Here is a 15,718-nt window from a genome sequence, read left to right as displayed (position 1 = left end):
CCACGCGAGCGCCTCGTCATGGACATGCGCGACATGGTCGTCTACGCAATCGGCGACGTGCATGGCTGCCACGACGAACTGCGCGCGCTGGAGCAAAAGATCCAGATCGATTCGCAGCGCTTCAGCGGTCGCAAGATCATCATCATGCTGGGCGACTATATCGACCGCGGGCCGCATTCGCGGCGCGTGATCGACCATCTGATGGCGCCGCCGCCGAAGGGCTTCCAGCGCATCTGCCTCGCGGGAAATCATGAAGTCGCACTGCTCCTCTATCTGGACGGTCATCTCTCGCGTGAAACCTGGCTCGGCTATGGCGGCCGCGAAACCCTGTTCTCCTACGGCGTTGACCCTGACCGGCTGATGAGCCTCTACGGTTCGAGCGAGCAGGCGGATGCGCGCATACGCGAGGCCATTCCAGCCAGCCATGTCGACTTCCTGCGCACGCTGCCGGCGATGGTCTGCTCCGAGCATTTCGTCTTCGTGCATGCCGGCATCCGTCCCGGCGTGGCGCTCGAGGCGCAGGACGAGGGCGATCTGCTCAACATCCGCGAGGAGTTCTTCCAGGCGGCGCACCGTCTCGACCGCTGGGTGGTGCACGGACACACGATCGTGGATGTTCCGTCACTCGACGGACGCCGGCTCGACATCGACACCGGCGCCTTTCAAACGGGACGACTGACGGCGCTCAGGATCGTCGGCAAATACGGCCGGCTGCTGTCTTCGAGGGATTAGGACGGTTCACGCTCCTAGGCTGAACCGCCCCCGATCTCAGTCTTTTCGAACGGAAACACGCCTCAGGCGGCCTGCTTGGGGCGCTGCTCCGATTTTTCCAGATAGTAGCTCGAATAGCGGTCGAAGAACCTTTCCGAGCCGCCGAGCGAGCCGTATTTCGCCAGCTTCTTCAGATCGACCTTGTTGAGCACTGCGCCGATCACCTTATTGGCGATATAAGGCTCGGATTCCAGCATCGAGCGCACCATGTTGCGGGGCGTGCGGCCCCATTCGGTGACCAGCACAAAGCCGTCAACCAGCGGTGCGAAGGCCTTGGCGTCGACGACGGGTCCGAGCGGCGGCAGATCGACGATGATGTATTCGAACGTCTCCTTGGCGTTTTCGATGAAGCGCCGCATGCCTGCCGAGCCCAGAAGCTCGCTGGTGTGCGAAAACTGGCCGCGCAGCACGGCGGGAATGATCGCCAGCTTGGTCTGGCGATCGACCTTGCCGACGGACTGCCAGCTCTGGCCGTTGACCACCGCTTCCATCAGACCCTGCTCGGCCTCCATGCCGAGGCTGCGGCTCAGGCCCGGATTGCGCAGGTCGCCGTCGATGAGCAAGGTCTTGGCACCGTTGGCCGCGAGCAGGCCGGCGAGGTTCGCGGCCACCGTCGACTTGCCTTCCCCAGGCAGCACCGAAATAACGCCGATGACCCGGCTGCTGCGGTCTTCCATCACCACGTCGAAGGCGATCTTGGCGTTGCGCAGCGTCTCGGCGAACATCGAGGCCGGGGCGTCGATGCTGACGCGCATGCGCGCCCGTCTCTCAGCCGCGGAGAGGCTGGCCACCTTGCCGTCGGCCGGCAGGTCGTCGGCTTTGGTATCCTTGGCTTTGCCGCCGCCGATCGTCGGCAGATAACCGAGGAATTTCAGGCCGACGCGGTCGCGAACGTCCTCGCCCGTCCTGAAGAAACGCTCGTTGGACTCGTTGAGGCCGCCGAAGCCGGCGCCAAGCATCAGGCCGAGCACCAGCGAGAGCGCCAGCACGCGCAAGGTGCGCGGGCTGGAGGCCGCGAGCGGCATCGTCGCGTCGGAAATGATGCGAACCTTGCCGACCGGGAAGGATTGCTGCTGCGAAGCTTCCTCATAGCGGCTGAGGAAGGTCTGATAGAGCGTGGTGAGCGCCTGTGCCTGCTGATCGAGCTCCTTGAGCTTCACCTGTGACTGGTTGTCGATCGAGCTCTTGCCGGCAGCGGTGGAAATCTTGTCGCGCAAAGCAGTTTCGCGCGCCTGCGCCACCTCGAAATCGTTGCGGTAGCTTTCGGTGAGCTGTTTCAACTGGTCGAAGATCTGCGCCGAGACATCGGCCTTTTCCTTGGCCAGCGCGACCGCTTGCGGGTGATCCTTGCCGAAATTAGTCTCGATGTCCTGCAGACGCTTGGCAATGGCCAGATAGCGGGTCTTGAGCGCGATGATGACCGAGCTGCTCGGCTGGTCGGCGCCGATGGCCGAATCGTTGAAGGCGCTTTCGGAACCGCTTTCGACGATCGCCTTGTATTGTTGATAGCGGGCGCTGGCTCTGGCGGTATCGGCCTGGGCGACGATGAGCTGTGCGTTGAGATCGGCGAGTTGCTTGTCGCTCAGGAGCTGGCCGTCACTGTTGGCAGACAATCCATGTTCGGCCCTGAACTTCTCGACGGCCAAGGCTGCCCGCTGAGAGCTCTCACGCAACTCCGTGAGCCGGCCCTGCAGCCACAAGGCCGCGCGCTCGGTGGCGTCGAAGCTGGCGTTGAGCTGGTCGGCCAGATAGGCGTCGGCGTAGGCCTTGGTGATGGCCGTGGCGAGTGCCGGATTTGTCGACTGATAACCGATGCTGATGACGTTGGCACGGCCGACGCGATCCGCCATCAACCCGGTCTGCAGCATGAGAACCGCGTAATCGTGGGTCGCGGTCTTGATCATGGCTTCGCGCGTCGCGGCGTCGACATTCTCGATGCCGGGGAGCTCGTTTGCCGAGCTGCCGCGGAAATAGCCGACAATACTGCGCAGGAACCCCACACCTTTGGCCAAAGCCGACTGCGGCGGGCTCATGAAGTCCGGGTTTTGATCGAGCTTCAGCTTGTCGACCACCACAGACGCCAGCCGTGCCGAGTTGAGGACCTCTATCTGGCTGAGAATCGTCGCGTCCGTTTGCACCGTGGCGCTCGCAGCCGAGATGTCGTCAACGACCTTGTTCAGCCCTTCATCAATCAAAACGCTGGCGACCGCCGTATACTGCTTGGGCGTAGTCTGCAGATAGATGACGCCCAGGCACAGACCGATAATGGCGCAGACCGCCACCACCTTGGCCTGTCGGGCGGCCATGCCAAGCAGACGCTCGATATCGATGAAGTCTTCACCCTTTTCCGGATCGGTGCTGGGCAACGGCATCCTCTTGTCGAGGGGGAAGGTGGCATAGTTCATTTTCGGTCCAATTCCAGGTTGCAGGCGCTATCGGCCTTGGTAGATCGGCGTCGTGACCAGAAAAGACCGCGCAACGTTGCTGCCAGGATGCGCCGGGCCGGAAGGCCCGGGCGCTGGTGTGGCTGTCGCGCCATCGCGAAACCGCATATGCACCCGAAAGATGGGCATTATGCGGCCACTTCCCGGCGCTCATGCGACCGGACAAATTGCTGCAGCATCTCGAAGACAGGGCCCTTCATGTCGTCGCGCGCCAGGGCGAAAGCGATGGTGGCCTCGATAAAGCCCTCCTTGGAGCCGCAGTCGAACATGCGGCCGTCGAAAGGCCGGGCGTAAAAAGACTGGCTTTGGGCCAGCCGCACCATGGCGTCGGTGAGCTGGATTTCATTGCCGGCGCCGCGCTGCTGATTGCCGAGCAGGGCAAAGATCTCCGGCTGCAGAACGTAGCGGCCGTTGATGTAGAAATTCGACGGCGCATTGGCCGGCGCGGGTTTTTCGACCATCGCCGTCACTTCGAAGCCGGATGCCACGTCGGCGCCGCGGCCGACAATGCCGTATTTGCTGGTTTCGGCCGGGTCGCAGCGCTCGACGGCGATCACATTGCCGCCGGTCCGCTGATAGAGATCGACCGTCTCGGCGAGGCAGCCGCGCGCGCCGAAGGACACCATGTCAGGAAGCAGCAGCGCGAAAGGCTCATTGCCGATCACCTCGCGCGCGCACCATACGGCGTGGCCGAGGCCCTGCGGCGACTGCTGACGGATGAAGGAGGTGGCGCCGGCCTCCGGCAGCAGGCTTTCCAGCGCTTCGAGCTGCGCTTTCTTGCCGGTCTGCTCCAGCGTGCCGATCAGTTCAGGATGCAGGTCGAAATAGTCCTCGATGACCGCCTTGTTGCGGCCGGTGACGAAGACGATGTGCTCGATGCCGGCCTCGAACGCCTCGTCGACGGCATATTGCACGACAGGCTTGTCGACGACGGGCAGCATCTCCTTCGGCATCGACTTGGTCGCCGGCAGGAACCGCGTTCCGAGCCCCGCCACCGGGATGACTGCCTTCCTGACTTTCTGCATCTGCTCTTCCTTCTGAGAGAAAAGATTTCTACCTGTCGCCGGCTATCAAATCGCCCGCATGCTTCATCTCCCCACCCCCACGGCGAACTTGCGCCGCAAGCCTTCTGAGCCGAACCGCGATCGGCATCGACATATGCCCGATGGCGGCCGGATCCCTGAGCGCCGCGCCGATCGCCTTGAGCGGGGCGCGTGCCTTGATGTGCTGAACCAGGGACAGGAACGACGCCGCCTTGCGCAGGCTGCGGCCACGCTTGGCGAAAGCCGCCTTTGCGCCGCTGTCCATGGGATATGCCGCCGCGAACCTGGCATCGGCGCGCGTCATCGCCTCGACGTGATGCAGTTCGAGCACGCGCGAGATCGAGCCGGCGCGGATGTGGTAGGCATAACCGACGGTCGGCTCGACCACGCAACGGCCGCCGCTGGCCAGCGCGCTTGCGAGCAGAATGTAGTCCTCGCCGATGCGCAGCTTCTCGTCGTAGCGCAGCTTGTTGTCGTCGAGGAACCGGCGCTGGAAGATCGGCTTGAGATAGCCGAAATTGAAGCGCGATTCGAAGACCAGATTGCCGGCGATGTAGTCGGCCAGCGATATTTCGCGCAAGCCTTCGAGATAGCCGGCCGGGAACATGGTGTCGTCGGGCGTGCCGTCCTCGCGCACGATCTGCACATTGTCGACCGCAATCTGGGCGCCCGCCGCTTCGGCGCGGGAGATCATCGTGGCTAGGCGGCCGGGAAGGACCGCATCGTCGGAATCGAGCACCGCCACCCAGCGGCCGCGCGCCAGGTCGAGGCCGGCATTGCGGGCGCCGCCCGGACCGCGATTGGCGGGCAGCGCCACCACCTTGACGACATCTTGCGGATAAGCACGCGCCACATCCAGCGTGCCGTCGCTCGACTGGTCGTCGACGACGATGACCTCGACGGTCACGCCGAGTTGCGCGATCGCGCCGGCGATGGCGCGGTCGAGAGTCGCCTCGGCGTTGTAGGCGGCGATGACGAAGCTGACGTCAGGCTGCACGCTTGTTCCCTTGTTCTGGCGACGTGAGGCCGTATTGGCGGATTTCACGGACGCCGACCAAACCGCTGACGACACCAACGTGCATAATGCCGCGCAGCACGCTGCGGTTCCGCTGCACCGGGCTGATGGCGGTCAAAATAGCCATACCGAAGCAGTAGGCAGCCTTGGCCGAAGCGAGCCCGACCTGACCGGCGCGACGCAACCTGCCGGCGCCGTGTCCTATCAGGTGGCCATGCGTCTGGCCGAAGCGGAAGCGGCGGCGGCGCAGCCAGTCGAACGCGGCCCTGGCACGCGGCACGACCTCGTCGACGAAGGCTTGCGGAGCAAAGGCGATGCGGCCGCCGGCCTTGACCATGGCATCGAAGAACTCGGTGTCCTCGCCGCCGGTCTGGCCGCGCGCCAGGCTGAAGCGCCGGCCGCGAAGGCTCGCGTCGGCCATTTTGAGCAACACGTTGCAGGTGTAGCCGGTGCGGATCTCGCCGCGCACCCAGACCGGCAAGGTGGAATGGAAGTCGCCCTTCTGCATCCAGTCCGGCGCGTCGGGGCGGTAATGCGCCCGCACCGGACCCAGCACCGCCGCAGCGCCCGTGGCATCGGCCGCCGCCATCAATTCGACCAGCCAGCGGGGCGACGCCGTCTCGTCGTCATCGATGAAGGCAACGAAGTCCGACACGCTGGCGTCGAGACAGGCGTTGCGGGCAATCGAGATGTTGCGCGCCGGCGCGTGACGATAGCGGACCGGCAGCTTCAATTCCTCGGCCAATGCTTTCACCAGCTTCTGCGCGCCGGGCTCATCGTCATTGTCGGCAACGACGATGCCAATCTCGGCTCCCGCCGGCTTCTCCAGCGCGGCGACGGAGCGCAACGTGTCGGCCAGCTCCGGCCGACGGAAAGTGCAGATGCAGATGTCGATCGAGCGCCCAGTCATCACGCCACCTTGCGCTGCAATCGAGACGCCAGAAGCTGCTGCCAGAAACCGGCCGACCAGCCGAAATGCATGACCATCGCCGAAACCCCAGCCAGCGCTATGCTGGCGTTGCGTTGGCGTGTCGCGGTGACCGCGCCGTAGCCGAGGCACACCGCCACCCATAAGAGGAACGGCACCGCCGCCAGCCAGTGGACGAAGGAGAACAGGGCGAGCAGCACCACGGGCGCAACCAGCAGCGGGATCATCTGCCGGACCTTCGGTACCATGCGGTGCTTCAGCACGTTCCTGGCGCGCCCGCGGCCATAGCCGAGATACTGGAAATAGAGGCTCTTCAGCGTCGAGCGCGGATAATAGACCATCTGCGTCCTGCCGCTCATCCAGATGCGGTAGCCGGCCTGACGCAGGCGGTAGTCGAGCTCGGCGTCCTCATTGTGACTGAAGCTCTCGTCGTAGCCGCCTACATGCCTGAAGGCGGCGACGCTCATCAGCGCGTGGTGGCCGTGGTCGACCCATTCGCCTTCGGACATGTGCCGGTGCTTCGAGCCGCCGGTGCCGAGCTTGGAATTCTGCGCCGCCGCGACAGCCTTCTGCACGGCCCCGGTGCCGGCGGTCAGCATCGAAACGACGACCGAATCGGCGCCGGTGGCAAGGGCCTCCGCGACCAGCCGGTCGCAGTAGTCGTCCGGATAGCCGCCATGCGCGTCGATGCGAATGAGATAGTCGGCGCCTTCCCCAAGGGCCGTCACCGCGAGATTGATGGCAGCGCCCTGGAGGCGCTTCGGATTGGCGAGCAGGATCACCCGGGGATCCTTCGCCACGATGTTTTCGACGATGGCTTGCGTGCCGTCGGTGCTGCCGCCGTCGGCGACGACGATGCGGCCGCCGAGCCGGGCCGCCGCGGGCTGCAATTGGTCGAGCAGGCCGCCGATATGGGCGGCCTCGTTGAGGCAGGGAATGACGATCAGGATCGATGAGGTAGACTGCGCCATCGGTTTTTGTTCGCCCTGTTGCGCCATCACGCGGCCGCCTGTGTCGCAAAAGCCGAAGGCACGGCGGCGAGGCCGCGCAGCTTGTCGACGAAGGCCGCGCAGTCGCTGCGGTCGTAGCTCCAGGTCTTCGGATTGCGCGCCGACACGCGCGACCTCAGGCCGCGATATTCATCTTGGTCCATCCGGCTCAGCATCGCCTCGAGGCTTTCGGGCGTCGCTTCGGGCAGGAGCACGCCGATATCCCGCTGCTTCAGGAACCTGCCGGTTTCGGTGTCCGCCATGGAGATCGGCACGGCGCCGAAGCGGCAGCCTTCATAGAGACGGTTGGGAAGCAGCCATTCCGAATTCTGACCGGCTTCGAAAAAATCGATCGCCCAGGAGAAATGCACCTCACCGTAGATGGCTGCCATGTCCTCCGGATTGCGATAGCGGCCGCCGAAGGAAAGCCACGGCTCGGCCTCGACGAAACCGTGAAAGTCCGGAAATTCGGACAGCGCCGGACGGCCCCTGAGCACGACTTCGAAACGGCCCGCCTGCCGGCGAGTGAAATCGGCCAGCAGCTCCAGCGAGCGGCGGCAGCGCAGCGCGCCGAACCAGCCGATACGCCAGGGCGGCGGCGACGGGCTGTCGTCCTCGACAGAATGCGCGGCGACGACGGATGCTGCCTCGAAATATTTGTTTTCTATCAGCTCGACAGGTGCGCCGATCTGCCCGAAAGGCTCGAAGTAATTGGCGATGAAAGCCGGCGAGCTCGTCACCAGAAGCTTCACGTCGCGCGCGAGATGGCGTTCGGCGCCACGCAGCGTCCTGCCGACGAAGTCGTCGCGCAACACCAGGCGATGGATATCGAGGCATTCATAGACGATCGGCACGCTCGCCCCGAGCGCGCCGTTGGCGCGGCGGGCCAGCGCCAGCATTTCGAGGTTGCGCGCGATGATGAGATCAGGCTTGGGCACGGCGCCCAGCTTCGCGCCGATCGATATGGCTGCCTTGGCGACAGCGCCGATGCGCTGCGCGAATCGGCCGTCGCGCGTCGCGCCAAGGTCGACAGGCTCGATGCCTTCAATCTCGGCGACCGGGCTGGTGGTGCGGCGGAAGCCCGCCAGGGTGACCCTGGCGCCGCCTGCCTTGAGCATCTGTATTCTCCGGCGCACCGCCGGGTCGGATACGTCATGCACAAGGTACAAGACATGCAGCATGTAACTCGACCGCTGTTGGGCCCACCCATCGGGGATGCTAGTACAGCTTTTGCTGCATCGCAACAATTTTGGTGCGGCGTAGCAAGCGCCCGCACATTTTTTGTTGCACTGCAAAAATCATAAGCTACTCTCAGCCTGCTTGGCGTCGATCCGGATTTCGCGTTGGCTATCAGCGCGGAGCAGCACGCCAGATCGCGACGCGGATCGCGTGTAAACACTCCGGCAAACATGCCGTTTTAACCGACGTGGCCCGCCACGGACGCGAAACGAGGTTCCCATGAAAGTCGTGATCGAAAACACAGTGTGTCTGAACACTGGCGATGCCGCGATCCTTTTGGCTATCCGCCATATTCTCAGATCGATCGTCGGCGGCGATGTGCAGTTCCTGGTTTTCGACAGTCAGCCCGAAGTCGCGGCCAGGCTTTACCCGAAGAAAGATTACCCGGATCTCGAATTCCACAAGCTGCTGTCGGAATCCCTGTTCAGGGATCAGCATGGCGGCGGGATAAAGGGCCGGCTCAAGTCGATCTACAATCGGGGAGTCTTGCGCGCCTTGCGCCGCTTTGCCCAAAACGGCGCCAGCAGCGTGTTCTTCAGCAGAAGCGACCGCCACGGCCTTGAGGCCTATGCGAGCGCCGACCTGGTGGTCACGACAGGCGGAACCTATCTCGTCGAGAACTACGATCTTGAAAAGCGGCTCAATCAATTCCGCATCGATGCGATCTTGGGCAAGGACCCGATCTTCTTCACGCAATCGCTCGGCCCGTTCAAGAAAAGTTACAATCGCCAAGAGCTAGGCCCGATCTTCGATCGGGCTCCGCTCATCCTGCTGCGTGACGAGCGATCCAGAAATCACATACTGGATCTGGTGAAAGACCCCGGCAAATGCCATGTGGTCGCCGATGCCGTCTTTGCCCTGGCTGATACCGACAGGATCAAGAAACATCTCGGCAGCGCATCGGCGCCGACGGGCCGAGTCGCTATTTCCGTCCGCCACTGGAGCTTCGTCAGCGACGGTGAGGATGGCATGCGCCGCTATCTCGATTCGATCCAGGAGATCGCCACAATTCTTGTCAGGGACCACGGCAAGCAGGTGACCTTCATCTCAACCTGCCAGGGTGTGCCGGAATATGCCCATGACGACGCCAGGACTGCGCGGGCGATCGTGGCCGAACTCGACCCGGAAATCGCCGAACACGTCAATGTCGACGCCGCATTTCATACGCCCGACCAATTGATGGCGCTGGTGAAGGATTGCGACTTCGTCGTCGCCACGCGCATGCATATGATGATCATGTCGCTTTGCGTCGGCACGCCGGTGCTGCCGATCGCCTATGAATTCAAAACCAAGGAAGTCGCCAAGCGCATCGGTGTCGACGACCTTCTGCTCGACATCGATACCGTAACGCCGTCGGAAGCAGCCGAAAAACTCGGCAGATTCATCGCCAGTCTTGACCACTATCGCCGGGCAAGCCTCGAGGCCGTGCTGGAAGAGCATGCGTCGGCAATGTCGGCAACCAGGCCGTTGTCCTCCTTGATAGGCAACCGCTCACCCAATGTTGCTGGCGACGTTGGCAAGAGTGGCGAACAACGCCTTGCGCGACTGCGGAACAGCAAGCATGAGGGCCAAGGCGAACCCGTAGTTTAGGACGACCGCCACCAGGATCGTGAGCAGGTCCGACTGATTGGTCAGCAACGCCGGCAGCGACAGATATGAGAGCCAGGCGAGCAGGGACGAGACGATGAAGAGCCCCTGTATGCCCAGAAAATCGCCGGCGGTCACCGGGCCGACACGATGGATCAGGGCGGCAAGCACCGGGATGCGCAGCACGTAACCGCTGATGGCATAGGCAGCCGCGACGCCGATGGCGCCCCAATGCAGGCCGACGATGAAGGAGGCGACGGTCGTCAAAGACGAATAGATGCCCCAATGAAACATCGTCTTCGTCTTGCCCTGGCAGATGAATATCCACCCCGTGGTGCTCGATACGGACTGCATCAGGCCGGCGATGCCCAGCCAGGCGAAAATCGGCGCCACGGCCATCCAACGCTCGCCGAAGAGAAGCCTGACCACCTGCTCCGAAGTCAGTGTCAAAGTCGCAATGCCGGGCATGGTGATGACGGCCAGCAGCCAGTTTGTCCGGACATAGATGTCTCGAAATCGTTGCTTGTCCTCATGGATGCGGCTGAGCAGCGGCACCATGATACGCGTCAGCGGCTGGTTGATGTTCTGCAGCGGAAACAGCAGAAGCTTGTAGGCGCGATCATAGTAGCCCAGCTCGACCGCGCCGGAATATTTTCCGATGAGGATGTTGTCGAGGTTGCGAGACAGAAAATTGACAAGGTTGAAGCCCGTAAGGTTCGCCCCGAACCTGAATATGTCGGCGTCGACCTTCAGATTCGGCCAAGACGGCGTCCAGCGCGTCACCAGCCAGCCGGCAACCAGCGCTACGACAGCTGACACAGCTGGACCCAAAACCAGAGACCAATAGCCAAGCCCTAAATACGCCGCGGTTGCGGTAGCGAGCAGCCCTACGGCCGCGGTGATTGCGTCGTTGAACGCAAGCTGGCCGAATTGCAGATGGCGGTTCATCAGGGCAAGCGGCACCGCGGCAAGACTGCCAAAAAGCAGCGGCACGGCGGAAGCAAGTGTTATCCCCCACATTCGCTGATCGCCGTAGAAAGCGGCAATGGCGGGGGCCAGGCAAGCCACGACCGCCCCGGCGCAGAGGCCGACAACCGCGCTCAGCCAGAAGACCTGGTTGAGTTGCCGTTGATTGATCTCCTTGCGCTGGATGACCGCCTGCTGGAGGCCCAGATCCTGAAGCAGGCCGACGAAGGCCACGATCGGTCCCACGGAAGCCACCAGGCCGAAATCCTCGGGGACGAGCAGCCGGGCAAGGATGACGACCGAGAGGAACTGGATCGCTATCTTGAAGCCTTGCGCGCCGGCCGTGACCAGCCCGCCGCGCAAGGCAACGCGACCAAATTGCGGGGGCGGCGGATTGGCATTCATGTGACGGATCCGGTCTCCCCTAGCCGCGCAACGATCTGCGCAAAGCGTTCATTCAAGGTATCGGCATTGAAATCGGCCTCGACCTTCCTTCGAGCGGCAAGCGCTATCGGCTCGCACAGGCCCGGGTTCTCGGCGATCCAGGTGAGTTTGCCGGCAAGCGCGGCGACGTCCCTTTCGGGCACGAGGAAGCCAGTCTTGCGATCCTCGATCAGCTCCGGAATTCCCGAATGGTAGGTGCTGACAGCGATCAAGCCGCCAGCCATCGCCTCCATGAGTGCAACCGGTATTCCTTCCAGATCGCCGTCTCGCCCGGCGACGCTTGGCAGAAGGAAGACATGGGCATCGCGCAGGCGCTGCTTCACCTCGCCGTGCGGACGCGGTCCGAGGAAGGTCACCCTGTCGGCAATACCGAGGTCGACGGCGGTAAGCTTCAATTCCTCCAACAATTCCCCGCCGCCGATCACCGAATAGGTCCAATCGCGGTGCGGCAGGCAAGCGAGGGCGCGAAGCGCATATTCGGTCCCCTTTTTCTCGGTCAGCCGGCAGACCGAGATGAAAGACAGCGTATGTCCCTGCCAGGAGCGCCAGCGATATTCGATCTCGCTTGGGCGAATGCCCATGTGGTGAACCGCGACTTGTGCCGGCGCGGCACCGGCATCGATCAGGGCCTGACGGAAGAATGCGTTCACAGGGAGCTGGAGAGCCCCTTGTTCGAAAACGGGCCTGTACTGGTCCAGGGTGCCGTCATGCAACGGCCTGCCGACATCGGTGCCATGGAATATGGTCACCAAAGGCGCGGAAATCCTGCGCCGCTTCATGACGCGGGCGACGCGCAGGCCGTTATGGCCAAAATGCGCCACGATCACATCGACGTTTTGCAGCTTTTGTGCGTTGGCCAGGTCGATAAAGGTCGAAAGCTTGTCCCAAAATCTGCCGGACCATTTCCGGAGCAGTGAGCGGTAGCGATTCAGGCCACCCCACCAGGAAACGACAGGGCCGGGCAATGTCTGCCAACGTGCATCGTCCACATTGCTATCCTTGCCAAAAGCCATCTCGTTGCAGACGACGCTGACTTCCATTCCTCTTTCAAGGCATCCGGCAATCTGATCGAGCACGAATGTCTCGGACAGAGTGGGAAATTTATCGACTACGAAGCAAATCCTCATCGGCAGGATGTTCTCGCCCAAATCAGGCTGGAAACGTCGCCGGCAGGGCCTGACGCATGCGGCATGAACTTTGACTCCTGTCGGCCCAACCTATTGCAGGTTTTGCCGCATCGCAACATTTTTGGTGCAGTGCAGCAAACGGTTCCCTCTCCTTGCTTGCAAGCTACGCAGCGTGGCGGACGCCCTGCCGAGCCGCTCTTTCGAGCAGATCGAGAAACACCACCAATTGCCGCGCGGGGTCGAGTTCCGGGCGTTTGGAGAAGGCGAGAGCTGCGGCCGAAAGCCGCTCGTATTCCTGGCGGTCGTTCCACAGGCGCCTCACCGCCGCGGCCCAGTCGGCGAGCGGGGCGTCGTAGTCGAGCACTACGCCGCCGGGACCGATGGCCTCGGGCAGGCCGCCGCGCCTCGAGCCCACGACAGGGATGCCGCTGCAATGCGCCTCGGACGCGACGCGGCCCCAGGCTTCCTCCCATTTGCTCGGAGCAAGCAGGACCCTGGTGCGGCCATAGACCGTCTTCATGTCGTCGGTGCGGTTTTCCAGCGTAACGTTCGAGAGCGGCGCGATGGTCTTTTCGATGCGGGCACGATGCTCGTCCTCCAGTTTCCAGCTCTCCACGAACAGGAAGGGAATCTCCGGGCAGGCGGCCGCAATCCTCACCGCCAGATCGAACCCCTTCTCCTCATAGGGATTGATCATGGTGACGAATTCGCCGGTCGTATGCGTGCAGTAGAGCGCGTCGTTGATGGTCGGCGGAAGCACGATGGACTCGATGCCGAACTTTTCCTTGTAGGTGCGCGCCGTGAATTCCGAATTGGCGATGTACAAAGCCGAATTGAGTTCGCGCGGATCGCCGGCGAGCTCGTGAAATTCGACATTGTGCAGATAAACGACCAGCGGCACGCCTTCGGCAAGAAGCGCCTTTCCGAGCAGGACGGATTTGTGGCACTGCACGACCGCGACGTCCGGTGTGGTCTTCTCGACGGCGAAGCCGGCCGCCTCCCAGGGGAACCAGGCGCGCATCACCGGGTAGCCGGGGAAATTGTCGACAACCGCGGGCTGCCGCAACAGCTTCATCTTGGCGCGCGCCTTGAGGCCGAACATGCCGTCGCCGAACAGCGAGGCGAGGACCGACGCCTGATGGCCGTGCTCGATCAGCTGTTCGACCAGGTGATGCGTGTTGGATTGCACGCCGCCGGTGAACTCGGGAATGTACCCGTTGCCGCTTGCAAAAAGCACTTTCATCGTTCTGCTCCTAATTCGGCCCGGGCGAGTATCCGCAAGCCACGGCTCATCAGCTTGCGCCGCGCGCCAAGGGAAGCTTCGACGTCATCGCCCGACACAGCCGGCCGAGCGAAGCGGAAAGCGACAGCGCCGAATACTCCCGCAACAATTTCGAAGCCGGGATTACCTTTCCCGCCTTCAGGTCCCGCGCCAGATAATGCGGGAAGGAATGCATGTATTCCCTGACGAGGTCGGCCTTCAGCGGTCCCGACCTCCAGGCCTTCACCGCCGAGACGAATTCGTCGGCCGGGGCGGATGCCAAACCTGTATCGTAGGCTTCGAAGGTACGCCGCACGATGGCGCGTTCCTTGTCGCTGAGCGACGTCTTTCCGGCTCGTTCGGCAAGCAGGGCGTAGCGGCGGATGTCCTCGGCCGCGTGATGCCACAGACCCTTCCTGGCCATGATGCTCGACCGCTGCAGCAGCGCCTGCATCTCGAGATCGGCCGTCCTCGGCAGGGCCTGCTCCGAGCGATCCAGATACTCATGCAGATCGACCGACTTGTAGACCTCTTCCATGATCGCCCGGTCGTACGCGCCCCAGGCCTTGATCCGGTCGGTGTAGGAAATGACCACCTTGGTGCTGCCGCGGACCATGTCGTGCTGGCGCTGGAAGAACATCAAGCCATCAACCCTGATGCCCTTGAACCGGCGTGCAAGCCTCAACATCATCTCGTAGTCCTGCGACCGGACCAGGGTCTCGTTGAAGCCACCCACCTCGTCGTAGCATTTGCGGCGCACCAGGAGGCCCGGCTGGTGGACGTGGCAATATTCGAGATGCGACGGGAAGAAATTGTCCTGGCTGACATGTCCGAAGGCGACGATCTCGTAATCCTGCTCCTCGATCTGGGCCGAACGCTGGAAACGCGCATATTCGCCGAATGCGAAATCAGCGGCCGGCTCGCGCTCGAAGGCGGCGAGAAACCGCTCAAGCGCCGTCGGGTGCGCGACGTCGTCGTCATCGAATATCCAGACGAAATCTCCTGTGCAGCGCTTCAGGGCAAAATTCAGCGCCGTCGATTTCCCGCCATTTTCCTTGCGGTAGTATTCCACCGGCGCCGGGAAAGAGGCCGCCACCGCGCCGGTATCGTCCGTCGAGCCGTCGTCCACGATCAGGATCTGATCCGGCATCACGGTCTGCCGCAGCAGGCTGCCGATGGATTCGGGCAGGAATTTTTGCCGGTTGAAGGTGGGGACGATGACGGTGACCGTCGGTTTGCGCTGCGCAGCCATTGATGACCTCATACTGTTGCCGATGCTCCGTTCGCCGGCATGAATCCACAACCATGGCGATGGCCATTGTCCTTGAGGCAATCAGCCCTCATGCCGCCATCCTGCCGATCGAGAAGTATTCGATGCCGTAGCGCGCGATCACCTTGGGATCGTAGAGATTGCGGCCGTCGAAGATGACCGGCGTCGTCAGCGCATCCTTGAGCGCGTCGAAGGACGGCGCGCGGAAGCTCTTCCATTCGGTGCAGATCAAAAGCGCGTCGGCGCCGCGCAGCGCCGCTTCTTTGGTGCCGCACAAAAGCAGATCCTCGCGCAGGCCGTAGATCGCCTGGCACTCCTGCATCGCCTCGGGATCGTAGGCCTGCACCTTGGCGCCGGCCGCCCACAACGCTTCCATCAGCGTGCGCGCCGGCGCCTCGCGCATGTCGTCGGTGTTGGGCTTGAAGGCCAGCCCCCAGACGGCAAAGGTCTTGCCCCTGAGCGCGCCCTTGAAATAGTGGTTGACCTTGTCGAACAGGACCGACTTCTGCGCATTGTTGCGCTCCTCGACGGCGCGCAGCAGCTTGGCGTCGAACTTCACGCCCTCGGCGGTCTTGATCAGCGCGCGCACATCCTTCGGGAAGCACGAGCCGCCATAGCCGAGGCCGGGATAGAT

The 15,718-nt window shown here is 62.9% G+C and carries 13 protein-coding genes; 2 read left to right on the top strand and 11 right to left on the bottom strand.

Annotation, left to right across the window (positions count from 1 at the left end; all coding sequences use genetic code 11):
- Nucleotides 1-18 precede the first annotated feature (18 nt).
- The gene (locus tag LB520_RS13435; protein WP_224628927.1) at nucleotides 19-732 is read left to right on the top strand and encodes a metallophosphoesterase; all 714 of its coding nucleotides are present in this window, start codon (nucleotides 19-21) and stop codon (nucleotides 730-732) included.
- Nucleotides 733-794: 62 nt separating this feature from the next.
- Here LB520_RS13435 and LB520_RS13430 read toward each other — a convergent pair whose 3' ends face one another.
- The 6 genes from LB520_RS13430 to LB520_RS13405 all read right to left on the bottom strand — a co-directional run bounded on the left by LB520_RS13430 (nucleotide 795) and on the right by LB520_RS13405 (nucleotide 8,371).
- Nucleotides 795-3,176 (bottom strand): polysaccharide biosynthesis tyrosine autokinase, encoded by a 2,382-nt coding sequence (locus tag LB520_RS13430; RefSeq protein WP_224637818.1) that lies wholly within the window; start codon nucleotides 3,174-3,176, stop codon nucleotides 795-797.
- Nucleotides 3,177-3,343: 167 nt separating this feature from the next.
- Entirely contained in the window at nucleotides 3,344-4,240 is an 897-nt protein-coding gene (gene galU / locus LB520_RS13425; RefSeq protein ID WP_095766145.1) for a UTP--glucose-1-phosphate uridylyltransferase GalU, read from the bottom strand.
- 28 nt (nucleotides 4,241-4,268) lie between these two features.
- Complete coding sequence (locus LB520_RS13420; protein WP_224637817.1) at nucleotides 4,269-5,255, bottom strand: glycosyltransferase family 2 protein; 987 nt, start codon at nucleotides 5,253-5,255, stop codon at nucleotides 4,269-4,271.
- Nucleotides 5,245-6,183: a glycosyltransferase gene (locus tag LB520_RS13415; RefSeq protein WP_224637816.1), complete on the bottom strand. Its 939-nt coding sequence runs from the start codon at nucleotides 6,181-6,183 to the stop codon at nucleotides 5,245-5,247. The genes LB520_RS13420 and LB520_RS13415 overlap by 11 nt, the downstream gene beginning before the upstream one ends.
- Nucleotides 6,183-7,172 carry a glycosyltransferase family 2 protein gene (locus LB520_RS13410; RefSeq protein WP_224637815.1) on the bottom strand — a complete coding sequence of 330 codons (990 nt, stop codon included), beginning with the start codon at nucleotides 7,170-7,172 and terminating at the stop codon, nucleotides 6,183-6,185. Before LB520_RS13410 ends, LB520_RS13415 begins: the two co-directional genes overlap by 1 nt.
- A 26-nt stretch (nucleotides 7,173-7,198) precedes the next feature.
- The gene (locus tag LB520_RS13405) at nucleotides 7,199-8,371 is read right to left on the bottom strand and encodes a glycosyl transferase family 1 (protein WP_224637814.1); all 1,173 of its coding nucleotides are present in this window, start codon (nucleotides 8,369-8,371) and stop codon (nucleotides 7,199-7,201) included.
- 277 nt (nucleotides 8,372-8,648) lie between these two features.
- Between LB520_RS13405 and LB520_RS13400 the strand changes: the two genes are divergently transcribed.
- On the top strand, nucleotides 8,649-10,019 hold the full coding sequence (locus tag LB520_RS13400) for a polysaccharide pyruvyl transferase family protein (protein ID WP_224637813.1): 1,371 nt from the start codon (nucleotides 8,649-8,651) through the stop codon (nucleotides 10,017-10,019).
- On the opposite strand, the gene LB520_RS13395 is transcribed toward LB520_RS13400, so the two are convergent.
- From LB520_RS13395 to LB520_RS13375, 5 genes are all read right to left on the bottom strand, one after another.
- Nucleotides 9,921-11,387, bottom strand: coding sequence for a lipopolysaccharide biosynthesis protein (locus LB520_RS13395; protein ID WP_224637812.1), 1,467 nt, complete (start codon nucleotides 11,385-11,387; stop codon nucleotides 9,921-9,923). The genes LB520_RS13400 and LB520_RS13395 overlap by 99 nt on opposite strands.
- Complete coding sequence (locus LB520_RS13390) at nucleotides 11,384-12,502, bottom strand: glycosyltransferase (RefSeq protein ID WP_318012093.1); 1,119 nt, start codon at nucleotides 12,500-12,502, stop codon at nucleotides 11,384-11,386. Before LB520_RS13390 ends, LB520_RS13395 begins: the two co-directional genes overlap by 4 nt.
- 214 nt (nucleotides 12,503-12,716) lie before the next feature.
- On the bottom strand, nucleotides 12,717-13,796 hold the full coding sequence (locus LB520_RS13385; protein ID WP_224637811.1) for a glycosyltransferase: 1,080 nt from the start codon (nucleotides 13,794-13,796) through the stop codon (nucleotides 12,717-12,719).
- Nucleotides 13,797-13,845: 49 nt separating this feature from the next.
- On the bottom strand, nucleotides 13,846-15,066 hold the full coding sequence (locus LB520_RS13380) for a glycosyltransferase family 2 protein (RefSeq protein WP_224637810.1): 1,221 nt from the start codon (nucleotides 15,064-15,066) through the stop codon (nucleotides 13,846-13,848).
- Between the two features lie 88 nt (nucleotides 15,067-15,154).
- A partial coding sequence (locus LB520_RS13375) for a UDP binding domain-containing protein (RefSeq protein ID WP_318012092.1) occupies nucleotides 15,155-15,718 on the bottom strand: 564 nt, incomplete at its 5' end.

It is taken from the genome of Mesorhizobium sp. CA12 (assembly GCF_020165255.1).
GTDB lineage: Bacteria > Pseudomonadota > Alphaproteobacteria > Rhizobiales > Rhizobiaceae > Mesorhizobium.
The sequence above is the reverse complement of the archived record's forward strand: the minus strand, read 5'-3'. Positions and strand labels throughout refer to the sequence as shown.

Coding starts and splice junctions, on each gene's coding strand:
- LB520_RS13435 (WP_224628927.1), top strand. CDS start 19: ATGGACATGCGCGACATGGTCGTCTACGCAATCGGCGACGTGCATGGC.
- LB520_RS13430 (WP_224637818.1), bottom strand. CDS start 3,176: ATGAACTATGCCACCTTCCCCCTCGACAAGAGGATGCCGTTGCCCAGC.
- galU (WP_095766145.1), bottom strand. CDS start 4,240: ATGCAGAAAGTCAGGAAGGCAGTCATCCCGGTGGCGGGGCTCGGAACG.
- LB520_RS13415 (WP_224637816.1), bottom strand. CDS start 6,183: ATGACTGGGCGCTCGATCGACATCTGCATCTGCACTTTCCGTCGGCCG.
- LB520_RS13410 (WP_224637815.1), bottom strand. CDS start 7,172: ATGGCGCAGTCTACCTCATCGATCCTGATCGTCATTCCCTGCCTCAAC.
- LB520_RS13405 (WP_224637814.1), bottom strand. CDS start 8,371: ATGCTGCATGTCTTGTACCTTGTGCATGACGTATCCGACCCGGCGGTG.
- LB520_RS13400 (WP_224637813.1), top strand. CDS start 8,649: ATGAAAGTCGTGATCGAAAACACAGTGTGTCTGAACACTGGCGATGCC.
- LB520_RS13395 (WP_224637812.1), bottom strand. CDS start 11,387: ATGAATGCCAATCCGCCGCCCCCGCAATTTGGTCGCGTTGCCTTGCGC.
- LB520_RS13385 (WP_224637811.1), bottom strand. CDS start 13,796: ATGAAAGTGCTTTTTGCAAGCGGCAACGGGTACATTCCCGAGTTCACC.
- LB520_RS13380 (WP_224637810.1), bottom strand. CDS start 15,066: ATGGCTGCGCAGCGCAAACCGACGGTCACCGTCATCGTCCCCACCTTC.